At 70.4% G+C, this 21,252-nt stretch carries 19 protein-coding genes; 13 read left to right on the top strand and 6 right to left on the bottom strand.

Annotation, left to right across the window (positions count from 1 at the left end; genetic code table 11):
• Positions 1-8 precede the first annotated feature (8 nt).
• On the bottom strand, positions 9-731 hold the full coding sequence (locus ACFW9O_RS21470; RefSeq protein WP_383183844.1) for a ZIP family metal transporter: 723 nt from the start codon (positions 729-731) through the stop codon (positions 9-11).
• A 78-nt stretch (positions 732-809) separates the two neighbouring features.
• Here ACFW9O_RS21470 and cobC point away from each other — a divergent pair, with 78 nt between their 5' ends.
• Positions 810-2,321 (top strand): Rv2231c family pyridoxal phosphate-dependent protein CobC, encoded by a 1,512-nt coding sequence (gene cobC / locus ACFW9O_RS21475; protein ID WP_384611381.1) that lies wholly within the window; start codon positions 810-812, stop codon positions 2,319-2,321.
• 77 nt (positions 2,322-2,398) lie between these two features.
• Here the strand turns inward: cobC and ACFW9O_RS21480 are convergent, their stop codons facing one another.
• Together ACFW9O_RS21480 and ACFW9O_RS21485 are read right to left on the bottom strand one after the other, a co-directional pair.
• Positions 2,399-3,544: an SCO1860 family LAETG-anchored protein gene (locus tag ACFW9O_RS21480; RefSeq protein WP_384611383.1), complete on the bottom strand. Its 1,146-nt coding sequence runs from the start codon at positions 3,542-3,544 to the stop codon at positions 2,399-2,401.
• Positions 3,545-3,861: 317 nt separating this feature from the next.
• The gene (locus tag ACFW9O_RS21485) at positions 3,862-4,962 is read right to left on the bottom strand and encodes an amidohydrolase family protein (RefSeq protein ID WP_384611384.1); all 1,101 of its coding nucleotides are present in this window, start codon (positions 4,960-4,962) and stop codon (positions 3,862-3,864) included.
• Positions 4,963-5,064: 102 nt separating this feature from the next.
• Between ACFW9O_RS21485 and ACFW9O_RS21490 the strand changes: the two genes are divergently transcribed.
• The 7 genes from ACFW9O_RS21490 to ACFW9O_RS21520 all read left to right on the top strand — a co-directional run bounded on the left by ACFW9O_RS21490 (position 5,065) and on the right by ACFW9O_RS21520 (position 11,386).
• The gene (locus ACFW9O_RS21490) at positions 5,065-6,171 is read left to right on the top strand and encodes a pyridoxal-phosphate-dependent aminotransferase family protein (protein WP_384611386.1); all 1,107 of its coding nucleotides are present in this window, start codon (positions 5,065-5,067) and stop codon (positions 6,169-6,171) included.
• Between the two features lie 403 nt (positions 6,172-6,574).
• Positions 6,575-7,039, top strand: coding sequence for a diaminobutyrate acetyltransferase (ectA, locus tag ACFW9O_RS21495; protein WP_384611388.1), 465 nt, complete (start codon positions 6,575-6,577; stop codon positions 7,037-7,039).
• A gap of 74 nt (positions 7,040-7,113) precedes the next feature.
• On the top strand, positions 7,114-8,382 hold the full coding sequence (gene ectB / locus ACFW9O_RS21500) for a diaminobutyrate--2-oxoglutarate transaminase (protein WP_384611390.1): 1,269 nt from the start codon (positions 7,114-7,116) through the stop codon (positions 8,380-8,382).
• Positions 8,383-8,445: 63 nt separating this feature from the next.
• On the top strand, positions 8,446-8,844 hold the full coding sequence (locus ACFW9O_RS21505) for an ectoine synthase (RefSeq protein ID WP_037691652.1): 399 nt from the start codon (positions 8,446-8,448) through the stop codon (positions 8,842-8,844).
• Positions 8,845-8,849: 5 nt separating this feature from the next.
• Positions 8,850-9,743 carry an ectoine hydroxylase gene (gene thpD / locus ACFW9O_RS21510; RefSeq protein ID WP_384611392.1) on the top strand — a complete coding sequence of 298 codons (894 nt, stop codon included), beginning with the start codon at positions 8,850-8,852 and terminating at the stop codon, positions 9,741-9,743.
• A 165-nt stretch (positions 9,744-9,908) separates the two neighbouring features.
• Complete coding sequence (locus ACFW9O_RS21515) at positions 9,909-10,280, top strand: cupin domain-containing protein (protein ID WP_351168659.1); 372 nt, start codon at positions 9,909-9,911, stop codon at positions 10,278-10,280.
• A 98-nt stretch (positions 10,281-10,378) separates the two neighbouring features.
• Positions 10,379-11,386 carry a VOC family protein gene (locus ACFW9O_RS21520; RefSeq protein ID WP_384611394.1) on the top strand — a complete coding sequence of 336 codons (1,008 nt, stop codon included), beginning with the start codon at positions 10,379-10,381 and terminating at the stop codon, positions 11,384-11,386.
• Between the two features lie 3 nt (positions 11,387-11,389).
• On the opposite strand, the gene ACFW9O_RS21525 is transcribed toward ACFW9O_RS21520, so the two are convergent.
• Positions 11,390-12,946, bottom strand: coding sequence for an arabinogalactan endo-beta-1,4-galactanase (locus ACFW9O_RS21525; protein WP_384611396.1), 1,557 nt, complete (start codon positions 12,944-12,946; stop codon positions 11,390-11,392).
• Positions 12,947-13,011: 65 nt separating this feature from the next.
• A complete protein-coding gene (locus ACFW9O_RS21530) occupies positions 13,012-15,057 on the bottom strand; it encodes a beta-galactosidase (RefSeq protein ID WP_384611398.1) in 2,046 nt (681 codons plus the stop codon).
• Positions 15,058-15,245: 188 nt separating this feature from the next.
• Between ACFW9O_RS21530 and ACFW9O_RS21535 the strand changes: the two genes are divergently transcribed.
• Genes ACFW9O_RS21535 through ACFW9O_RS21550 form a run of 4 tightly spaced genes read left to right on the top strand, consistent with a single transcriptional unit; the run spans position 15,246 to position 19,416 of the window.
• Positions 15,246-16,562 (top strand): extracellular solute-binding protein, encoded by a 1,317-nt coding sequence (locus ACFW9O_RS21535; protein WP_384611400.1) that lies wholly within the window; start codon positions 15,246-15,248, stop codon positions 16,560-16,562.
• Entirely contained in the window at positions 16,559-17,485 is a 927-nt protein-coding gene (locus tag ACFW9O_RS21540) for a carbohydrate ABC transporter permease (protein ID WP_384611402.1), read from the top strand. Before ACFW9O_RS21535 ends, ACFW9O_RS21540 begins: the two co-directional genes overlap by 4 nt.
• Positions 17,482-18,339, top strand: a complete 858-nt coding sequence (locus ACFW9O_RS21545; RefSeq protein ID WP_351168649.1) for a carbohydrate ABC transporter permease — start codon at positions 17,482-17,484, stop codon at positions 18,337-18,339. The genes ACFW9O_RS21540 and ACFW9O_RS21545 overlap by 4 nt, the downstream gene beginning before the upstream one ends.
• A gap of 42 nt (positions 18,340-18,381) precedes the next feature.
• A complete protein-coding gene (locus ACFW9O_RS21550) occupies positions 18,382-19,416 on the top strand; it encodes a LacI family DNA-binding transcriptional regulator (RefSeq protein WP_351168647.1) in 1,035 nt (344 codons plus the stop codon).
• An 84-nt stretch (positions 19,417-19,500) separates the two neighbouring features.
• On the opposite strand, the gene ACFW9O_RS21555 is transcribed toward ACFW9O_RS21550, so the two are convergent.
• Positions 19,501-20,571: an alkene reductase gene (locus tag ACFW9O_RS21555; RefSeq protein ID WP_351168641.1), complete on the bottom strand. Its 1,071-nt coding sequence runs from the start codon at positions 20,569-20,571 to the stop codon at positions 19,501-19,503.
• Between the two features lie 168 nt (positions 20,572-20,739).
• Here ACFW9O_RS21555 and ACFW9O_RS21560 point away from each other — a divergent pair, with 168 nt between their 5' ends.
• Positions 20,740-21,246, top strand: a complete 507-nt coding sequence (locus ACFW9O_RS21560) for a MarR family winged helix-turn-helix transcriptional regulator (protein ID WP_384611405.1) — start codon at positions 20,740-20,742, stop codon at positions 21,244-21,246.
• Positions 21,247-21,252 lie beyond the last annotated feature (6 nt).

Genomic DNA, 21,252 nt, shown 5'->3' on the forward strand with positions numbered 1-21,252 from the left:
GATCCGGGTCACTCCGCGATGCCGACGACCAGCCAGATGAAGCCCACTCCCGCGACGGTGCACAGCAGTGTGGAGCGGGCCGGGTGGTCGTGGTGGGCCTCGGGCAGGATCTCGGCGGCGGCGAGGTAGAGGAGGGCTCCGCCGAAGAAGCCGAGATAGCAGCCGAGCAGTTCCTCCGGAAGGGTGAACAGCAGGGTGGTCGCCGCGCCCACGATCGGGGCCAGGGCGTCCGCGTACAGCATCAGGAGGGCCTTGCGGCGGGCGTTCCCGTAGAGGCTGGTGATCGTGTAGGTGTTGAATCCGTCGGCGAAGTCGTGGGTGATGACGGCGAGTGCGACGGCGGCGCCCATGCCTCCGCCGACCTGGAAGGCGGCGCCGAGCGCGATGCCGTCCATCAGGCTGTGTCCCACCATCGCGGCCGCGGCCGTCATCCCGACCTGCGGCACTCGCTCCTCGCCCGCACCATGCGCCGCCTGGCGTACGGCCAGTGAACGCTCCACGACATGGGCCACCAGGAAGCCGCCCACGAAGAGCAGCAGCGCGGCGGGGACGCCGAAGACCGCTCCGCCCGCGGCCTCCACCGCTTCGGGCAGCAGATCGAGACCGACGACGCCGAGCATCAGTCCGCCGGCGAGGCCGAGCACCAGGTGACGGCGGTCGGTGACGCGTTGAGCGACCCAGCCGCCGGCCAGGGTCATCAGGAACGCGCCGAGCGCGACGAACACCGCCATGGGCCCTTGCTAGCCGATCGACCCCCGGGCCCGCATCTCAGGCAACCCTGACCCACCACTCCGAGAGGGACTCCGCTCATGACCCGCACCCAGCTCGTCGTCGGCGTCGGTGCCCGACGGGGCGTCACGGCCGAGGAGGTCTTCGGGCTGATTCTCGGGGCACTGCGCGCGGCCGGGTCGGCGGCCTCCGACGTGGTGGAGGTGGCGACGCTCGACACGAGGGCGGACGAACCGGGGATCACGGGAGCGGCGGCACGGCTCGGGGTACCGGTGCGCGCGTTTCCCGCCGCGGTACTGGCCGCCGTCCGCGTACCGAACCCCTCGGGGGCGCCGCGGGACGCCGTGGGAACACCGTCGGTCGCGGAGGCTGCCGCGCTCGTCGGGGCGGACGAACTCCTCGTACCGAAGCGGAAGTCGGCCTCGGCGACCTGCGCGGTGGCGCGCCGTCTGCTTTCTGTCGGTACCCCGGCGTCGACGAATGGCGCTGAGCCGTTCACCATGGCTGCCATGCTGCCCCCCACGAAGCACATCGACAGCGCCGGGCCCGATCTGCGGCACCACGGCGACGCGGAAGTACGCGGCCTCGATCTGACCGACCTTGCCGTGAACGTACGGACCGGTACGCCCCCGGACTGGCTGCGGGAGCGGATAGCCGCGTCACTGGGCTCGCTGGCCGCCTATCCGGACAGCCGTCCGGCACGGGCGGCGGTGGCCGCACGGCACGGACTGCCCGAGGAGCGTGTCCTGATGACGGCGGGGGCTGCCGAGGCCTTCGTACTGATCGCCCGGGCGCTGCCGGCCCGGCGGCCGGTCGTCGTGCATCCTCAGTTCACGGAGCCGGAGGCGGCGCTGCGGGCGGCCGGGCACGAGGTCGGGCGGGTGGTGCTGCGTCCGGAGGACGGCTTCCGGCTGGACCCGTCGGCGGTGCCCGAGGACGCCGATCTGGTGGTGGTCGGCAATCCGACCAACCCGACGTCCGTACTCCATCCCGCGGGTGTCCTGGAGCAACTGGCACGGCCCGGTCGCACGCTGGTGGTCGACGAGGCGTTCATGGACGCCGTTCCGGGCGAACGGGAGGCGCTGTGCGGGCGTGAGGACGTCCCCGGGCTCGTCGTGCTGCGGAGCCTGACCAAGACCTGGGGTCTCGCGGGGCTGCGGATCGGCTATGTGCTCGCGGATCCGGCGACGCTGGCTCTGCTGCAGGAGGCGCAGCCGCTGTGGCCGGTGTCCTCCCCCGCCCTGGCGGCTGCGGAAGCCTGCATGGAACCGCGTGCGCTGGTGGAGGCGGCCGACGCGGCGGACCGTGTCGTGGTGGACCGGGCGCATCTGCTGGCCGGGCTCGCGGAGTTCAGTGAGGTGGAGGCGGTGGAGGCGGCCGAGGGGCCGTTCGTTCTCCTGCGGATGGAGCGGGCGGGCGAGGTGAGGGAGCGGCTGCGTTCACGTGGGTTCGCCGCGCGGCGGGGCGACACGTTCCCCGGGCTGGGCACCGACTGGCTGCGGCTGGCCGTGCGCGACCGTGTGACGACCAACAGGTTCCTGCAGGCGCTCGACCTGGCGCTGCAGGGGCTGCCCCGGAGAGCGGTCGGCTGACGGACCCGCGGGGCGGGAAGCGGTGTTCCGTCACACGGACGCCGCTTCCCGCCCCGCCCCGTCCTCCCTCGGGCGGTTCAGCTCCGGGCACGCCTGCGGGCGACGACCGTGGCACCGGCGCCGGCCGCCAGCAGAAGGGCCGCACCGGCTGCGATGTACGGGGTCGAGGAGCTGGATCCGGTCTCGGCGAGGTCGCCGCTGCCGGCTGCCTGGACCGGGTCGGCGCCGGTCTGGGGCTTCACGTCGACGGCATCGCCCTTGTCGCCCGTGCTGCCGGTGTCACCGGATCCGCCGGTCGAGCCGCCGCTGCCGCTGCCGCTGCCGGAGGAGCCTGCGGTGGAGCCGCCGTCCTGCGAACCGCCGCTGTCCGAACCTCCGGTGCTCGAACCGCCGCTGTCCGAACCGCCGGTGTCCGAACCTCCGGTGCTCGAACCGCCGTTGTCCGAACCACCGTTGTCCGAACCACCGTCACTGGCGCCGCCGTCCGACGAGCCGCCATGGCCCTTCGGCGTCCTGCACGTGGCCTCGGCCAGCGTGACCTCTCCCTGCACATCGGCCACGTTGAGCTTGCCCGGGTTCACGGACACCCGCAGCTGAAGCGCCGTCGCGGCGGCCGTACGTGAGGTGGTGCTGGTCTTCGACAGGTCGAGGGTCACCTCGCCGACGCCCGGCACCTCGACCTGCGTCCGACCGCCGGAGGTCAGCCTGATCCGCTTGCCGAGCACCGAGACGTGCCCCAGCACGTTCGACTCCGCGACCGGCTTCTTCCCCACCTCGCAGAGCGCCTTGGACGTGACCTTCTCGACTTCGACGAGCGAGAGCAGCGGCAGCCCCGGCACGTGCACCCGGGCCTTCACGAGGTTGGTGTAGCCCTCGGCCCTGCGCTTGTCGACGGTCGCCTTCGCGGTGGCCACGTCGGCCTTCAGCACATGGACGGGGCGGCCACGCTCCGCTCCGTCGAGCTCCACGCTGAGCGCGGTTTCGTCGGCACTCGCGGGTGCCTGCACCTCGTTCAGCGTGGCCTTGAGCGGCACCTCGACCGACTTGTTCAGGAGGGAGACGTCGAGTGCGGCACGGAGCACGACCGCGCTCGCCTTTCCGCGGCCGTCGGCCGGGGTGGCCGGCGCCGTCGCGGTGGCGGCCTGCGCGGGGACGGCGACCAGCAGTGCGACGGGCGCGGCGGCGACCGCCAGGGCAGCCAGGCGGAAGGTGTTGCTGTTCAAAATGGTGGAACCCCCACAAGAGACATGGAGCCCTCCGGCGCCGTCAATGGGGGACATCGCGTACGCCGGAGGGCTTCGACTCCGTGAATCTTTACGCACGGAGAGTGAACTGACAGACACCTGGCGTCAGTTCACTCCAAAGGGGGGTTTTCGCGTGCATCTTCGAATAATCCGGCACAGGAGTTCCCCGAAGTCACTCGTTTCGCCCAGCGCGGGCGACCGCGGGCACCGAACGGCGGGGAGACGCAACGAGGTGCTTCAACGAGTGGGCGGCTGCCGGGTCACCTGTCGGTCAACTCGGCGCCTCCCCCGGCAGGTCAGCCGACCACCCGTCCGTCGAGCACCACCCGCCGCGGATCCGCCAGCACGCGCACGTCCGCCCGCGGGTCCTCGTCGTACACCACCAGATCCGCCGGAGCGCCCTCCTCCAGCACCGGTCGGCCGAGCCACTTCCGGGCGCCCCAGGCCGTCGCGGAGAGGGCTTCGAGGGGCGGGATGCCCGCCTTCACCAGTTCGGCGACCTCCTCCGCCACCAGCCCGTGGGCCAGCGAGCCGCCCGCGTCGGTCCCGACGAAGACCGGGATGCCCGCGTCGTACGCCGCGCGCACGGTGTCGTAGCGGCGCTCGTACAGCTGCCGCATGTGTGCGGACCACCGGGGGAACTTGGACTCGCCTCCCGCCGCGAGGTCGGGGAACGTGGCGATGTTGACCAGCGTCGGAACGATCGCGACGCCTCGCTCCGCGAAGAGCGGAATGGTGTCTTCGGTCAGCCCCGTCGCATGCTCGATGCAGTCGATCCCGGCCTCCACCAGGTCACGCAGGGCCGCCTCGGCGAAGCAGTGCGCGGTGACCCTGGCGCCCAGGCGGTGCGCCTCGGCGATGGCCGCCTCGACCTCGGCACGCGGCCAGCAGGCGGTCAGGTCGCCGGCGTCGCGGTCGATCCAGTCGCCGACCAGCTTCACCCAGCCGTCCCCGCGCCTCGCCTCCCGCGCGACGTAGGCGACCAGGTCACCGGGCTCGATCTCATGGGCGTAGTTCCTGATGTACCGGCGGGTCCTGGCGATGTGACGGCCCGCCCTGATGATCTTCGGCAGGTCCTCGCGGTCGTCGATCCACCGCGTGTCGGAGGGTGATCCGGCGTCCCGGATGAGCAGCGTGCCGGCCTCCCGGTCGCTGAGTGCCTGCTTCTCGCTGGTCGCCGCGTCGACGGGCCCGTGGCGGTCGAGACCGACATGGCAGTGCGCGTCGACGAGACCGGGCAGGGCCCAGCCGGTGACGGTCACCGCGTCGTCCGCGCCGGGCGGCCGCTCGTAGGTGATCCGCCCGTCGACGGCCCAGAGACCGTCCCTGACGTCGTCGGGGCCGACGAGCACCCGCCCCTTGATCCGCAGCACCGGCGCCACCTCGTGATCACTCATACCAGCACTGTACGAGGCGGTGGACAAGGCTCTCGAAGAGGCGCTGGGTACCCTCGACGCAAGCGCTGACCGCAGCTGGACCGATCCGAAGAGAGCACCACCGTGACGCACCCCTTCCTCGACCTTCCCCCGCTCACCGCCGCGCATTTCGCGGCGATCGAGCGTCGGGTGGCCGGCCTCCTCGCCACCGAGCAGGACGTCGTCATCATGCAGGGCGAGGCGCTGCTCCCCCTCGAAGGCTGCATCCGGGGCGGGGCCGGGCCCGGTTCGACCGCGCTGAACATCGTCACGGGTCCTTACGGCCAGACCTTCGGCAACTGGCTGCGCGACTGCGGCGCCGAAGTCGTCGATCTGGCGGTGCCGTTCCACACGGCGGTCACCGCCGAGCAGGTCGCACAGGCACTGGCCGCACGCCCGGAGATCGACTTCGTGTCGCTGGTGCACGCCGAGGCCGCGACGGGCAACACCAATCCGGTCGCGGAGATCGGCGAGGCGGTCCGGGCCCACGGCGCGCTGTTCATGCTGGACGCCGTCGCGTCGGTGGGGGCGGAGCCGCTGCTGCCGGACGCCTGGGGCGTGGATCTGTGTGTCATCGGCGCCCAGAAGGCGATGGGCGGCCCGGCCGGGGTCTCAGCAGTGTCGGTGAGCGGGCGGGCCTGGGAGCGGATCGCGGCCAACCCGAAGGCCCCGCGGCACTCGTACCTCTCCCTCCTGGACTGGAAGACGCGCTGGATCGACGGTGGGCGCAAGGCACTGCTGCACGCGCCCGCGCAGCTGGAGATGCTGGCGCTGGAGGCTTGTCTGGAGCGGATCGAGGCCGAGGGCCTGGACTCCCTGACGGCCCGGCACGCCTCGGCGGCGGCGGCGACCCGGGCGGGCGCACTGGCGCTCGGCGGCGGGCTGGAGCCGTACGTCCACGACGCCCGCGACGCGGCGCCGGTCGCCACGACGCTGCGCGCCCCCGAGGGCGTCGACGCCTCCGCCCTGGTCGAGCGGGCGCTCGCCGCCGACCCTTCGCTGCCGCTGATCGCGGGCGGCGGTGCGCTGTCCAAGGAGATGATCCGGGTCAACCACTACGGCGTGGACGCGACGCCGGGCGCGGTGCGGTCCTCCCTCGCCGCCCTGGGCGCCGCGCTGGAGGGCGCCGGACGGACGACCGACCCGGAGGCTGCCCGCAAGGCCGTATCGGAAACCTGGCCGGGGAAGTGAATTCACCCGGATCCATAATCCGGAGCCTTAATCGGTGAATTGCGGGGAGTTACTTTATCCAAAGTAGCTCCCCGCATTCTTCTTCCCGCTTTCCTCGTAGCTAAACACCCCAGTTCCCACAGGGTCGAGCCGCGTAATCCGGTTGCGCGTCACGAGAGTTACAACCATGTGACCGACTCCACAGAGAGGCCGTTATGCCGGATAAATTCCGGTCAAATGCTGAGAAAACGTCCCCCGATCCGGCCCGGATCGCGCCCGCGTGATAACACAGTGAACCCTCTCGCCCAACCCCCTACCTCGATGCAATTTTGATTTTTGCTGGGTAAATTCAATTCGCATGACCGCAGCACCAGCAGACTTTGCACGTGCCCGAAGCGAATTCCTCAGAATCGACACCCCGCGAGTGGAGGACGGAGCCGCGATCTGGCGAATTGCCCGCGACTCCGAGGTCCTGGACCTCAACTCCTCGTACAGCTACCTGCTGTGGTGCCGTGACTTCGCGGCGACCTCCGTGGTCGCCCGCGACGAGAACGGCGACCCCGTCGCCTTCGTGACGGGATACATCCGCCCCGACCTCCCCGAGACGCTCGTCGTCTGGCAGGTGGCCGTCGACCGCGCCCACCGCGGGAAGGGTCTGGCTGCCACGCTGCTGGACGCCCTGACCACCCGCGTCGCCGCCGCCCAGGGCCTGGCTTCGGTCGAGACGACCGTCACTCCGGACAACACCGCGTCCGACCGCCTGTTTACCTCCTTCGCGCAGCGCCACGACGTTCCCCTGGAGCGCGAGGTGCTCTTCGACGGCGAGCTGTTCCCGGAGGGAACGCACCTGCCGGAGGTCCTGTACCGCATCGGCCCGCTCCACGCGTAGGGCCTGACCCGCCCCCCGCCCGGGGCATGCCTCACCCGCCGCCCGTCACACCCCCCTCGAGCAGGAGATTCGCTGTGACCATCACCCCGCCCGCCCTGAGTGTCTTCGAGACCCTGGAGTCGGAAGTACGGAGCTACTGCCGCGGTTGGCCCGCAGTCTTCGACCGCGCGCAGGGCGCCCGGCTGACGGACGAGGACGGACACTCGTACCTCGACTTCTTCGCCGGTGCCGGATCCCTCAACTACGGCCACAACAACCCGGTGCTGAAACGCGCGCTGATCGACTACATCGAGCGCGATGGCATCACCCACGGTCTGGACATGGCCACGACGGCCAAACGCGCCTTCCTGGAGACCTTCCAGAACGTGATCCTGCGCCCCCGTGACCTGCCCTACAAGGTGATGTTCCCCGGCCCGACCGGCACCAACGCGGTCGAGTCGGCGTTGAAGCTCGCCCGCAAGGTCAAGGGCCGCGAGTCCGTCGTCTCGTTCACCAACGCCTTCCACGGCATGTCGCTCGGCTCGCTCGCCGTGACCGGCAACGCCTTCAAGCGCGCCGGTGCCGGCATCCCGCTGGTGCACGGCACCCCGATGCCGTTCGACAACTACTTCGACGGCCAGGTCCCCGACTTCCTGTGGTTCGAGCGGCTCCTGGAGGACCAGGGCTCCGGGCTCAACAAGCCCGCCGCCGTGATCGTGGAGACCGTGCAGGGCGAGGGCGGCATCAACGTCGCCCGCGCCGAGTGGCTCCGCGCGCTCCAGGACCTCTGCCACCGCCAGGACATGCTCCTGATCGTCGACGACATCCAGATGGGCTGCGGGCGCACCGGCGGCTTCTTCTCCTTCGAGGAGGCCGGCATCGTCCCGGACATCGTCACGCTGTCGAAGTCCATCAGCGGCTACGGCATGCCGATGGCGCTCTGCCTGTTCAAGCCGGAGCTGGACATCTGGGAGCCGGGCGAGCACAACGGCACCTTCCGCGGCAACAACCCAGCCTTCGTCACGGCCGCCGCCACGCTCGACGCCTACTGGGCGGACGGCCAGATGGAGAAGCAGACCCTGGCACGCGGCGAGCAGGTGGAGCGTGCGCTGCTCGCGATCTGCGACGAGAACCCGCAGCTCGGCGGTCACTTCCGCGGTCGCGGCCTGGTCTGGGGCCTGGAGTTCCCCGACGTCGCGCGCGCCACCGCCGTCTGTGCCCGCGCCTTCGAGCTGGGCCTGCTGCTGGAGACCTCGGGCCCGCAGAGCGAGGTCGTGAAGCTGCTTCCGTCGCTGACCATCACACCCGAAGAGCTGGACGAGGGCCTGCGCACGCTGGCCCGGTCCGTCCGTGAGACCGCCTGACCGGGGTACGCCCCCGGGGCAGGCACATCTGAGCAGTACAGAAGAGAAAGGCACCATCCCACCGTGATCGTCCGATCGTTCAGTGACATCGAGAACACCGACCGGCATGTGAAGGCCGCCTCCGGCACCTGGGAGAGCAAGCGCATCGTGCTCGCCAAGGAGAAGGTGGGCTTCTCGCTCCACGAGACCGTGCTGTACGCGGGCACGGAGACGTCCATGTGGTACGCGAACCACATCGAGGCCGTGCTGTGCACCGAGGGCGAGGCCGAGCTCACCAACGACGAGACCGGCGAGAAGCACTGGATCTCCCCGGGAACGATGTACCTGCTGAACGGGCACGAGCACCACACGCTGCGGCCCAAGACCGACTTCCGCTGCGTGTGCGTCTTCAACCCCCCCGTCACCGGACGGGAGGACCATGACGAGAACGGTGTCTATCCGCTGCTGACAGAGGAGGGCTGAACCCCATGACCACTGAAGTACGCGCCGACCTGTACCCCTCGCGCGGCGCCGCCGAGATGACCACTCCCCGCCAGGACCCGGTCATCTGGTCCGCGCCGGGCGCGCCCGGTCCCGTCGCCGCGAAGGACCTCCAGGGCTTCGAGCAGGACGGCTTCCTCACCGTCGACCAGATCATCACGGACGACGAGGTGGCCGGCTACCACGCCGAGCTGGAACGGCTCGTCGCCGATCCCGCGGTCCGTGCCGACGAGCGCTCGATCATCGAGCCGAAGTCGCAGAGCGTGCGGTCCGTCTTCGAGGTCCACAAGCTCAGTGAGGTCTTCGCCCGGCTCGTGAGCGACGAGCGCGTGGTGGGCAGGGCCCGTCAGATCCTCGGCTCGGACGTGTACGTCCACCAGTCCCGGATCAATGTGAAGCCCGGCTTCGGCGCTTCGGGCTTCTACTGGCACTCGGACTTCGAGACCTGGCACGCCGAGGACGGCCTGCCGAACATGCGGACGGTGTCCGTCTCGATCGCGCTGACCGAGAACTACGACACCAACGGCGGGCTGATGATCATGCCCGGTTCGCACAAGTCGTTCCTCGGCTGTGCGGGCGAGACGCCGAAGGACAACTACAAGAGGTCCCTGCAGATGCAGGACGCCGGCACCCCGTCCGACGAGGCGCTGACGAAGATGGCCGACCGGCACGGCATCAAGCTCTTCACGGGCAGGGCCGGTTCGGCGACCTGGTTCGACTGCAACTGCATGCACGGCTCGGGGGACAACATCACCCCGTACGCGCGCAGCAACGTCTTCATCGTGTTCAACAGTGTGGAGAACACGGCCGAGGAGCCCTTCGCGGCTCCGGTCCGCCGCCCCGAGTTCATCGGGGCGCGCGACTTCACGCCGGTGAAGTAGGGACGTACGACGGTCAGGAGGGGCGGTACGCGTCACGCGTACCGTCCCTCCGGCGTTCTTCGGCCAATGTCCAGGAACGTACGAGACATGCGGAGCCGGAGCACGGCAGGCTCGTGACGCCGGGCGGCCACCTGAGAGGCGCCGTCCCTCGACGAAGGGCTCCCCGTGTCCACATCCGCTGTTCCCGTCAACCTCGCCGACAAGCTTTCCCAGTTCAGCGACCTGTGGTCGCAGAAGAAGGTAGCCGTCCTCAACGACTACGAGGTCAAACTGGCCAAACTGAAGGGGGAGTTCGTCTGGCATTCCCACGAGGACACCGATGAACTGTTCCTGGTCATCAGCGGGCGGCTCACGATCCGGCTCAGGGATACCGATGTGGTGCTGGAGCCCGGCGAGTTGTTCGTGGTGCCCCGCGGTGTCGAACACTGCCCCGTGGCCGAGGAGGAGACCGCGATCCTGCTGTTCGAACCGGCGGGAACGATGAACACCGGTGACGCAGGGGGGCCGATGACCAAGGCGGCCGAGATCCTCGGCTGACGGGGACGAGGAACGCCACCGGCGTCCACCACCGCGGGCCCCGCCCGTCCGTTCAACTCGCTGGACCTCGGACCGGGTCAGCGGAGAGGGTGGCGCTCATGACATCCCTCGTACAGCACGTCACCATCGACTGCGCCGACGCCTACAAGCTGGCCGGCTTCTGGGCCGAGGTCCTCGGTTCCCCCATGTCCGACGACGACGCGCCCGGTGACCCCGAGGCGCTCGTCGAGTCACCTCGTGCGGCCCTGCTCTTCGTCACGGTGCCTGAGCCCAAGAGCTCCAAGAACCGTGTCCACCTCGATCTGCGCCCCGACGACCGCAGCCGTGACGCGGAGGTCGAGCGGCTGCTCGCTCTCGGCGCCACGCTGGTCGCCGACCACCGCAAGCCCAACGGGCGGGGCTGGGCGACGATGGCCGACCCCGAGGGCAACGAGTTCTGCGTGGAGTGCAGCGCCGCCGAGCGCGCGGCGCTGAGCGGGACCCGGATGCCGGTCACCGCGGACGACGTGGCCCGAGCCGTGCACCTCGCGGTCGACGTCCTCGAGGAGTCCCCGGAGGGCAACTGGCACGCACCGGCCGGGTCGTTGGAGTGGAGCTGCTGGGAGACCGTCGAGCACCTGAGCGACGATCTCTTCGCGTACGCGGTCCAGCTCGGCCCCCGGAAGCCGCCGACGGACACCGAGGTGCCCTACCGGTGGGCCGCGGAGCGCAAGGGCGGCCCGGCGAACTCGATCTTCGCGGACCCGGCGGCCGGGTCCGCCGGGCTGCTGCAGACCCTGGAGGCGAGCGGCGCCCTGCTCACGTCGATGGTGCGGACGACTCCGGCGGACGTCCGCTCGCACCATTCGTACGGGCTCTCCGACCCGGAGGGCTTCGCCGCGATGGGCATCGTGGAGACCCTCGTGCACACCCACGACATCGCCGAGGGCCTGTCCCTCGCCTGGGCGCCGCCCGCCGATCTGTGCGACCGGGTGCTGGCCCGGCTCTTCCCCGGTGCGCCGGACGACGAGGACCGGTGGGCCGTCCTGCTCTGGTCCACCGGCCGCGCCGACCTGGCGGGCCGCGACCGTGTCACCTCGTGGAAGTGGCACGGCGCGCCCCTGTAACCCCTACCGGTGGGAGAACCAGCTCGCCGCCGGGAGCAGCTTCCCGTCGTAGTCGAACACCGCCTGGTTCTCCCACGCGTTGCCCGACGAGGGGTCGGCCGGGTCCCAGCCGCTGCCGGTGGCTGCGGTCCAGGCCGGCTCCCAGTAGACGGCGCCGAGCCCGCGGCCGTTCGGGACGGCCTCGACGACGTTCATGACGTCGCGGAGGTTGGCAGCCTGGCCGGCCGGCGTCGCCGGGTAGCCCGTGACCAGCTGGGACGCGGTGGCCACGTTGTTCTCCAGGCCGTCGTCGTCCGCGAGCGTGTGGGCGTACGCGGTCTCGGCGACCAGCACCGGCTTTCCGTACCGGGAGGCGGTGTCGTCGAGGTTGGTCTGCAGCTCGGACAGCGAGCCGTGCCAGTAGCCGTAGTAGGAGAGCGCGATGACGTCGAAGGGGACGCCCCGCGACACCGCGTTGTCGAACCACCAGCGGGTGCCGGCGTTGTCGCCGCCCTTGGCGAGGTGCAGCGCCACCTTCGTACCGGAGGAGACGGCCTTGGCGGCGTTCGCCCCGGAGGTCAGGAGGCCGGCCAGCTGGGACCAGTTGTCCGTGGACCCCTCGGGCCAGAGCATCCCCCCGTTGGTCTCGTTGCCGATCTGCACCATGTCGGCGGTGGTGCCCTGGGCCTTCAGCGCGTTCAGCACGTCGTACGTGTGGTTGTAGACGTCGGTGCGGAGCTGGCTGTAGCTGTGGCCCGCCCATGCGGCGGGCTTGTTCTGCTTGCCCGGGTCGGCCCACGCGTCGGAGTAGTGGAAGTCGATGAGCGTCTTCATGCCGAGTGCCTTGGCGCGCTTGGCCATGGCGAGCACACGGGCCTTGTTGTTGTAGCCGTCGGCCGGGTTCACCCAGACCTTGAGGCGCACGTAGTTCATCCCGGAGTTCTTGAGGATGGTCATCGCGTCGCCGGCGGTACCGCCGGCGTTGCGGTACGTCGCGCCGTGCGCCTCGTTCTTCGGGAGGGTGGAGAGGTCACCGCCCTTGACGCTCAGCCCGGTGGTGCCCTGGGTGAACGTGATGTCGTCGAAGTTGGCCCACTCCCCCGCGTGCGCGTCGGAGTTGAGGCTGATCGTGCAGGCCCCTCCGGTCACCTTGACGGAGGTGACGAGCCGGATCCAGGCTCCGTCGGCGGTGGGCGGCAGGTCGGTGCGCTGCTCGGCGGCGCCGCAGTTGCGCAGGGCTATGTAGGCGGAGTTCTGGCCGCCGCCGGAACGGACCCAGGCGCTGAGGGTGTACGTGCCGTCGGTGAGACCGGAGAGGTACTGGTAGGTCTCGACCTTGTACGCCGAGGCGGACCAGTGGCTGAGCCTGGTGCTGCCCGCGTGGCCGCCCGCCTCGGTGAAGGAGGCGGCGGACTGCCCGCCCGCCGAGTAGGTCGACCAGCCGGTGCTGCCCGATTCGAAACCGGGGTTGGCGGGGGTGGTGGCCGCGTGGGCGGCCTGGGCGGGGAGGGCGGCGAACAGCAGGCCGGAGAGTGCGGCCACCGTTCCTGCGGCTCTGCGGGTGTGCGTCGTTCCGTACATCGTCGATGTCCCTTCGACAGTTGTGCGGGGTAACGGGGGATGTGTGCGGGGGTTCTCGGTGCGCCTCAGCCGTCGAGCCGTACGACGCGCACCGCGCCCGCCGGGACGGCGAGAGGGTGCGTGGCGGGCTCGCCGGTGAGGAGTTCGGTGCCGGGGGCGTCCAGCGCCACCTCGGTGTCGGTGCCGGTGTGGTTGATCGCGAAGAGGTACGTGCCGTTGTCCCCGGTGCGCGTGACGACTTCGACGTCGTGGGAGAGCCCGGTGCGCGGTGCGACGGCGGCGTCGGCGCAGGCACGGTCCAGGACGGCGTCCAGGTGGGGGCCGGAGAGCCGGGTGGAGACGTACCAGGCGGTGCCCTTGCCGAGCCTGTTGCGGGTGACGGCGGGGCGGCCGGCCGGGATGCCGTCGGCGTAGGACCAGACGGTCTCGGCGCCGCGCGGGATCACCACGTCCGTCCAGAGGTCGCCGGTCAGCTCCGGTCCTTCGGGTGCGCCCTCGGGAGTGATCAGGCGGACCGTTTCGCCTTCGCCGAGCGGGGAGAACTCCTCGATCGTCAGGCCCAGGACGTCCCGCAGCGCGCCCGGGTAGGGGCCGGGGTGCACGGCGTCGTGGGTGTCGACGATGCCGGAGAAGTACGAGACGACGAGGGTGCCGCCGTTCTCGACGTAGCGGCGCAGGTTGCGGCCGGTCTCCTCGGTGGCGAGGTAGAGGGCGGGGACGACGACGAGGGGGTACGCGGACAGGTCGGCGTCCGGGTGGGCGAAGTCCACGGTGAGGTGGCGGTCGTAGAGCGAGGCGTAGAACGTGTCGGCGCGCTCGCGGGCGTCGTGGTCCTCGCTGGGGCGCCACTCCAGGGCCTGTGCCCACCAGGACTGCCAGTCCCAGAGCATCGCGGCGTCGGCGACGGTACGGGTGCCCCGGATGCCCTCCAGCAGGCCGAGGCCGGCACCGAGCGCGGTCACCTCGCGCCACACGCGGGAGTCGGTGCCGGCGTGCGGGACCATCGCGGAGTGGAACTTCTCGGCGCCGCGCCGGGACTGGCGCCACTGGAAGAACATCGCGCCCTCGGATCCGCGGGCGACGTGGGCGAGGCTGTTGCGGGCCATCTCGCCGGGGCGCTTGGCGGGGTTGCGGGGCTGCCAGTTGACGCCGCTGGTCGAGTGCTCCAGGAGCAGCCAGGGGGCGCCGCCCGCCACGGAGCGGGTGAGGTCGGCGGCCATGGCGAGGTTGACGTGGGTACGGCGGCCGTCGGTGATCAGGTAGTGGTCGTTGGTGACGATGTCGACCTCGCGGCCCCAGGCCCAGTAGTCGACGGAGTCGCACTGGCTGAGGGCGGTCATGAAGTTGGTGGTGACGGGGACGCCGGGGGCGAGCCGGTGCAGGATGTCGCGTTCGGCGGTGAAGTTCTCGCGCATGGTGGCGTCGGCGAAGCGGGCGTAGTCCAGCTGTTGGGAGGGGTTGCCCACCGTGGGGGTGGTGCGGGGCGGGTCGATCTCGTCGAGGGTGCGGTAGCGCTGACCCCAGAAGTTGGTGCCCCAGGCCTCGTTGACCGCATCGACGGAGCCGTGCCGGCCGCTGAGCCAGCGGCGGAAGTGGGCGGCGCAGTTGTCGCAGTAGCAGGCGCTGACGGGGACGCCGTACTCGTTGTGGACGTGCCACATCGCAAGGGCCGGGTGCTTCGCGTACCGGCGGGCGAGCTGTTCGGTGATGTTCGCGGCGGCCGCACGGTACGGGGCCGAGCTGTGGCAGATCGCGCCGCGTGATCCGAAGGCGTGGCGGACCCCGTCGCGGCTGATCGGGAGGGCTTCGGGGTGGGCGCGGTAGAACCAGGCGGGCGGTGCCACGGTGGGGGTGCCGAGGTCGGCGCGGATGCCGTTGACGTGCAGCAGGTCCAGGAGGCGGTCGAGCCATCCGAAGTCGTAGCTGCCCGGCTCGGGTTCCAGGAGCGCCCAGGAGAAGATCCCGACGCTGACCATGGTGACGCCGGCTTCCCGCATCAGGCGCACGTCCTCGTGCCAGACCTCCTCGGGCCACTGCTCGGGGTTGTAGTCGCCGCCGAAAGCCAGCTTGTGCAGACCGATCGGGGTGGCAGCGGGCGCTGAGTGCGGCATGGACGTCTCCTGGCTCTTTGGAACAACTTCTGGGAACGTGCACACACACTCGTGGCGACGCAGGCCCAACATAACCGCACAGCAACAACCATTGACAAGTGTCGGTTTCGTTTCTCTACTGTGAACGCTCACAGCGTCCGATCGGCCGGTCCGCCGATGCGCCGGCCCGTCTCGTCAGGGGAGAAACCATGAAATACCGCTCCGTCGCGGTGACCACCGCAGCCGCACTCGCCGCCGGCGCCCTGCTCTCGGGCTGCGGCTCCTCGGACGACGGGGGCGACGAGCCGGCCGCCTCCGGACCCGCCTCGCTGACCTACTGGGCCTGGGCTCCCGGCCTGGACAAGGTCGCGGACATCTGGAACGACGGACCGGGCAAGGAAGCCGGCATCACGGTCACGGTGAAGAAGCAGGCGTCGGGCGACGACCTCGTCACCAAGATCATCACCGCGGCGAAGGCGCACAAGGCCCCCGACCTGGTCCAGGCCGAGTACCAGGCGCTCCCCACCCTGGTCTCCAACGACGTCCTCGCCGACATATCCAAGGAGGCGGGCGACGCGAAGAGCGCCTTCGCGGACGGGGTCTGGCAGCAGACGACCCTGGGCTCCGACGCCCTGTACGCCCTGCCGCAGGACTCGGGCCCGCTGATGTTCTACTACCGCCAGGACCTCTTCAAGCAGTACGGCCTGACCGTGCCCACCACCTGGGACGAGTTCGCCGAGACCGCCCGCGCGCTGAAGAAGAAGGCGCCGGACAAGGACCTCACGACCTTCTCCTCCAACGACTCGGGCCTCTTCGCGGGCCTCGCCCAGCAGGCCGGCGCCCAGTGGTGGACCACCGGCGGCGACAAGTGGAAGGTCGCGATCGACGACCCCGCCACGCAGAAGGTCGCCGACTTCTGGGGCGGCCTCGTCAAGGAGGGCGCCATCGACAACCAGCCGATGTACACCCCGGCCTGGAACAAGGCGCTCAACACCGGCAAGCAGGTCGCCTGGGTCAGCGCCGTCTGGGCGCCGGGCACCCTCACCACCGCGGCGCCGGAGACGAAGGGCAAGTGGGCGATGGCCCCGCTCCCCCAGTGGACGGCCGGCGAGAACGTCACCGGCAGCTGGGGCGGCTCCTCCACCGCGGTCACCAACGACTCCAAGAACAAGAAGGCCGCGGCCACGTTCGCCACGTGGCTGAACACGGACCCGGCCGCGCTCGCCGCCCTCGTCAAGGAGAGCGGCATCTACCCCGCCGCGACGGCCGCCCAGACCGGTGGGGCGCTCGCCCAGGCCCCCGACTACTTCTCCAACCAGCCCGACTTCTACACCGAGGCAGCCAAGATCGCCCAGGGCACCGCGCCCGCCGCGTGGGGCCCGAACGTCAACGTCGCGTACACCGCCTTCAAGGACAACTTCGCCGAGGCCGCCAAGAACAAGTCGGACTTCGGTCCCGCGCTGACCGCGATGCAGGACGCCACGGTCGCCGACCTCAAGAAGCAGGGCTTCGGAGTCTCCGAGTGACACGCGCACCCCGCAGGAGGCCGTACGGGGTCAAGGGCGCCCCGTACGCCTTCCTGATACCCGCGACCGTCCTCTTCCTTCTCTTCTTCGCCCTGCCCATCGGGTACGCGCTGTACCTCAGCTTCCGCAGGACCGAGGTCAAGGGGCTCGGCCTGGGCAAGGGCGCCCGGGACGAGATCTGGGCGGGCCTGGCCAACTACACCGACGCGCTCTCCGACCCGGAGCTGCTGCACGGAGCGCTGCGCATCCTCGGGTACGGCGCGATCGTCGTCCCCGTGATGCTCGGGCTCGCCCTGCTCTTCGCCCTGCTGCTGGACACCGAACGGGTCCGGCTGCGCGGCTTCACCCGGCTGGCGATCTTCCTGCCGTACGCGATCCCTGGTGTCATCGCCGCACTGATGTGGGGCTTCCTCTACCTGCCCGACGTCAGCCCCTTCCTCTTCCTGCTCGACAAGGCGGGGCTGTCGCAGCCGGACCTCCTGGACGGCGGCCCGCTGTACCTCTCCCTGGCCAACATCGCGGTGTGGGGCGGCACCGGCTTCAACATGATCGTGATCTACACGTCGCTGCGGGCGATCCCCGTCGAGATCTTCGAGGCCGCGCGCCTCGACGGCTGCTCGCAGCTGCAGATCGCACTGCGGATCAAGATCCCGATGGTGGCGCCCTCGCTGATCCTGACCTTCTTCTTCTCGATCATCGCGACGCTCCAGGTGTTCAGCGAGCCCACCACGCTGAAGCCGCTGACCAACTCGCTCTCCACCACCTGGAGTCCGCTGATGAAGGTCTACCAGGACGCCTTCGTCAACAACGACATCTACGCCGCGGCGGCGCAGGCGGTCATCATCGCCCTGGCCACGCTCGCCCTGTCCTTCGGCTTCCTCAAGGCGGCCAACTCCCGTACGAAGCAGGGAGACTCCCGATGAGTACGCAGTCCCTTGCCACCGGCCCCCGCCGCTTCCCGCTCGTCCCGACGGCCGCGCTGCTCCTCGGCGCGCTGTACTGCCTGCTGCCCGTCGTCTGGGTCCTGGTCGCCTCGACCAAGTCCGGCAGCGAGCTGTTCTCCACCTTCACCTTCCTGCCCGGCTCCGGGTTCACCGACAACGTCGCCGACCTGACGGCGTACCGGGACGGGGTGTACTGGAAGTGGATGGCCAACTCCGCCTTCTACGCCGGGGTGGGCGCCCTGCTGTCCACGGCGGTGTCCGCGGTCTCGGGGTACGCGCTGGCCGTGTACCGCTTCCGCGGCAAGGAGACCGTCTTCAACATCCTGCTGGCCGGGGTGCTCATGCCGCCGGTGATCCTCGCCGTACCGCAGTACCTGCTGCTGGCCCAGGCGGACATGACCGACTCCTACCTGTCGGTGCTGCTGCCGGTGATCCTCTCCCCGTACGGCGTCTACCTGGCCCGGATCTACGCCGCGGCGGCCGTGCCGGCCGATGTGATCGAGGCGGGACGCATGGACGGCGGCGGCGAGTGGCGGATCTTCCGCACCATCGCGCTGCCGATGATGCTGCCGGGACTGGTGACGGTGTTCCTGTTCCAGTTCGTGGCGGTCTGGAACAACTTCCTGCTCCCCTACATCATGCTCGGCGACGACGAGAAGTTCCCGGTGACCCTGGGGCTCTACACGCTGCTCCAGCAGGGTTCGAACACCCCGGCGCTGTACACGCTGGTCATCACCGGGGCACTCCTGGCGATCATTCCGCTGATCGCCCTGTTCCTCGTGATCCAGCGGTTCTGGAGCCTCGACCTGCTCTCCGGCGCCGTAAAGTCCTGACAGCTCCTCAACAGGGCTTCCTTTGATGAAAGATCAAGCACCATGAGCCGCACAGAACAGAACGGCACGGGACGCCGCCGGCCGCCGACGATCCACGATGTCGCGCGGGAGGCCGGGGTCTCCCGGGGCACGGTCTCCCGGGTGCTCAACGGCGGCCACAACGTCAGCCCCGCCGCCCTCGACGCGGTCAACTCCGCCATCCGCAGGACCGGGTACACCGTGAACCGGCACGCCCGGTCGCTGATCACCGGCCGTTCCGACTCGGTGGCGTTCCTGCTGACCGAGCCGCAGGAGCGGTTCTTCGAGGACCCGAACTTCAACGTGCTGCTGCGCGGCTGCACCACGGCGCTCGCCGCGCACGACATCCCGCTGCTGCTGATGATCGCGGGAACGGAGGCGGAACGCCGCCGGAACATGCGGTACATCGCCGGGCACGTCGACGGGGTGCTGCTGGTCTCCAGTCACTCCGGCGACCCGGTCGCCGCCCAGCTGCACGAGGCCGGCGTGCCGCTGGTCGCCTGCGGGAAGCCGCTCGGGCAGGGCTCGAAGGTCAGCTATGTGGCGGCGGCCGACCGGGACGGCGCACGGGACATGGTGCGGTTCCTGTACGAGTCCGGGCGCCGCCGGATCGCCACGGTCACCGGCCCGCTGGACACCCCCGGCGGCGTGGAGCGGCTGGCGGGTTACCGCGAGACGCTCGCCGAGTGCGGGCTGCCCTTCGACGAGGCGCTGGTCGTGCCGGGCGACTACAGCCGTGCGGGCGGTGAGGCCGCGGCCTCGCTCCTGCTGGAACGCACACCGGACATCGACGCGGTGTTCGTCGCGTCCGACCTGATGGCACAGGGGGTGCTGACCGCGCTGGAGCGGGCTGGCCGACGGGTGCCGCAGGACATCGCGGTCGGCGGTTTCGACGACTCGCCCGCGGCGCTCGCGGCCCGTCCCGCGCTGACGACGGTCCGTCAGCCGTGGGACCGGATCAGCTCCGAGATGGTACGGGTGCTGCTGGCGCAGATCGGCGGGGAGGACCCGGCCGCGGTCATCCTGCCCACCGAGCTGGTCCGGCGGGACTCGGCGTAGCGCCGTCGGACGCGCACACGCGTCGCCCCCTGCCGGGCCTTCGCCCGTCAGGGGGCCGGAGTACGCGGTGCGACAGCCGGCCGGTTACCGGTCCTGCAGCGCCGGGTAGTCGGTGTAGCCCTTCGCCTCGCCGCCGAAGAACGTCGACGGGTCCGGGGTGTTGAACGGCCCGCCGGCCTTCAGCCGCGCCGGCAGGTCCGGGTTGGCGAGGAAGAGCACGCCGTAGGAGATGAGGTCGGCGATGCCGTCGTCGATCACCGTGTGGTGCTCCGGTCCGGTCGGCCCGTCGGTGAGCACGTTGAGGACCACGGTCCCGGAGAACTGCTTGCGCAGCGCGAGCGTCAGCTCGCGGATCTCGACCTGCTCCAGGATGTGCAGATAGGCGATTCCGAGCGGTTCGAGCTCCGCGACGAGTGCGGTGTAGACGGCGTCGGGAGCGGGCTCCTCGATGCCGTTGTACGGGTTTCCGGGCGAGATGCGCAGCCCGGTGCGCTCCGCGCCGATCTCGGCGACGACGGCCTTGACGACCTCGACGGCGAAGCGGATGCGGGCCTGCTCGGAACCGCCCCACTCGTCGGTGCGCAGGTTGGTGTTCGGTGCGAGGAACTGGTGGATCAGGTAGCCGTTGGCGCCGTGCAGCTCGACCCCGTCGAAGCCCGCGTCGACGGCGTTGCGGGCGGCCGCGGCGAAGTCCTCGACGGTCGTCCGGATCTCGGCGTCGGTCAGCTCGCGCGGCTCGACGAAGTCCTTCGGGCCCACCTGGGTGTAGACCTGGCCGGGCGCCGCGACCGGGGAGGGGGCGACCGGGGTGAGTCCGTCCGGCAGCAGTACGGGGTGGCCGATGCGGCCCGCGTGCATGATCTGGGCGAAGATGCGCCCGCCGGCCTCGTGGACGGAGTCGGTGACCCTGCGCCACGAGGCGACCTGCTCGGCACTGTGCAGTCCGGGGGTGGAGGGGTAGCCCTGGCCCACCACCGACGGCTGGATGCCCTCGGTGATGATCAGTCCGGCCGAGGCGCGCTGGGTGTAGTACTCGACGACGAGATCGGTGGCCGTGCCGCCGTCACCGGCCCGGCTGCGGGTCATCGGCGCGAGCGCGATGCGGTTGGCGAGCTGTGTACCGGAGAGGTCGATGGGGTCGAACACGGTGGTCATGAAAGCTCCCGGGGGATTTACATGGTCGGCCAAGTAATTATCTCCGCGCCACTGTAACCCATTAATTGGCCGACCAAGGTAAAGTTCATGGAGACGTCATGGACCAGGCGACGTCACGGACCCGGCAGCGGAATCGACCGGGCAGCACCACCGCCCCGAGGAGTCCCGATGAAGGCCGACAGCACGGCCCCCGCAGATCCCGTCTGTGCCGAGGCGCTGCCCAGCGCCGCCCGCGGCGGCCCCGTCAGCCATGCCGTCTCGCGCATCGCCAGACTGCACCGCATCGCGGCGGGCAGGCTGCTCAAGGGGCTCGGCCTCTATCCCGGCCAGGAACTCCTGATGATGCACCTGTGGGACGGCGGGGCCGTGCGCCAGGCGGAGCTCATCAAGGCCGTGGACCTCGACCCGTCCACCGTCACCAAGATGCTCCAGCGGCTCGACCAGGCCGGGCATGTGCGCCGCTGCCCCGACCCGGCCGACCGGCGGGCCGTCCTGGTCGAGGCCACCGAGGACAGCTGCGGGCTCCACGCCTCGGTGCGCGACGCCTGGTCCAGCCTGGAGGAGCACACCCTCGCGGGGCTGGACCCGGCGGAACGCACGGAGCTGGCCAGGCTCCTGGCCAAGGTCGAGGCGAACCTCTGCCGGGAGACCGAGGGGTGCCCCGGGCCGGAGTGACCGGTT

The sequence above is a fragment of the Streptomyces sp. NPDC059499 genome (assembly GCF_042749285.1).
Taxonomy (GTDB): domain Bacteria; phylum Actinomycetota; class Actinomycetes; order Streptomycetales; family Streptomycetaceae; genus Streptomyces.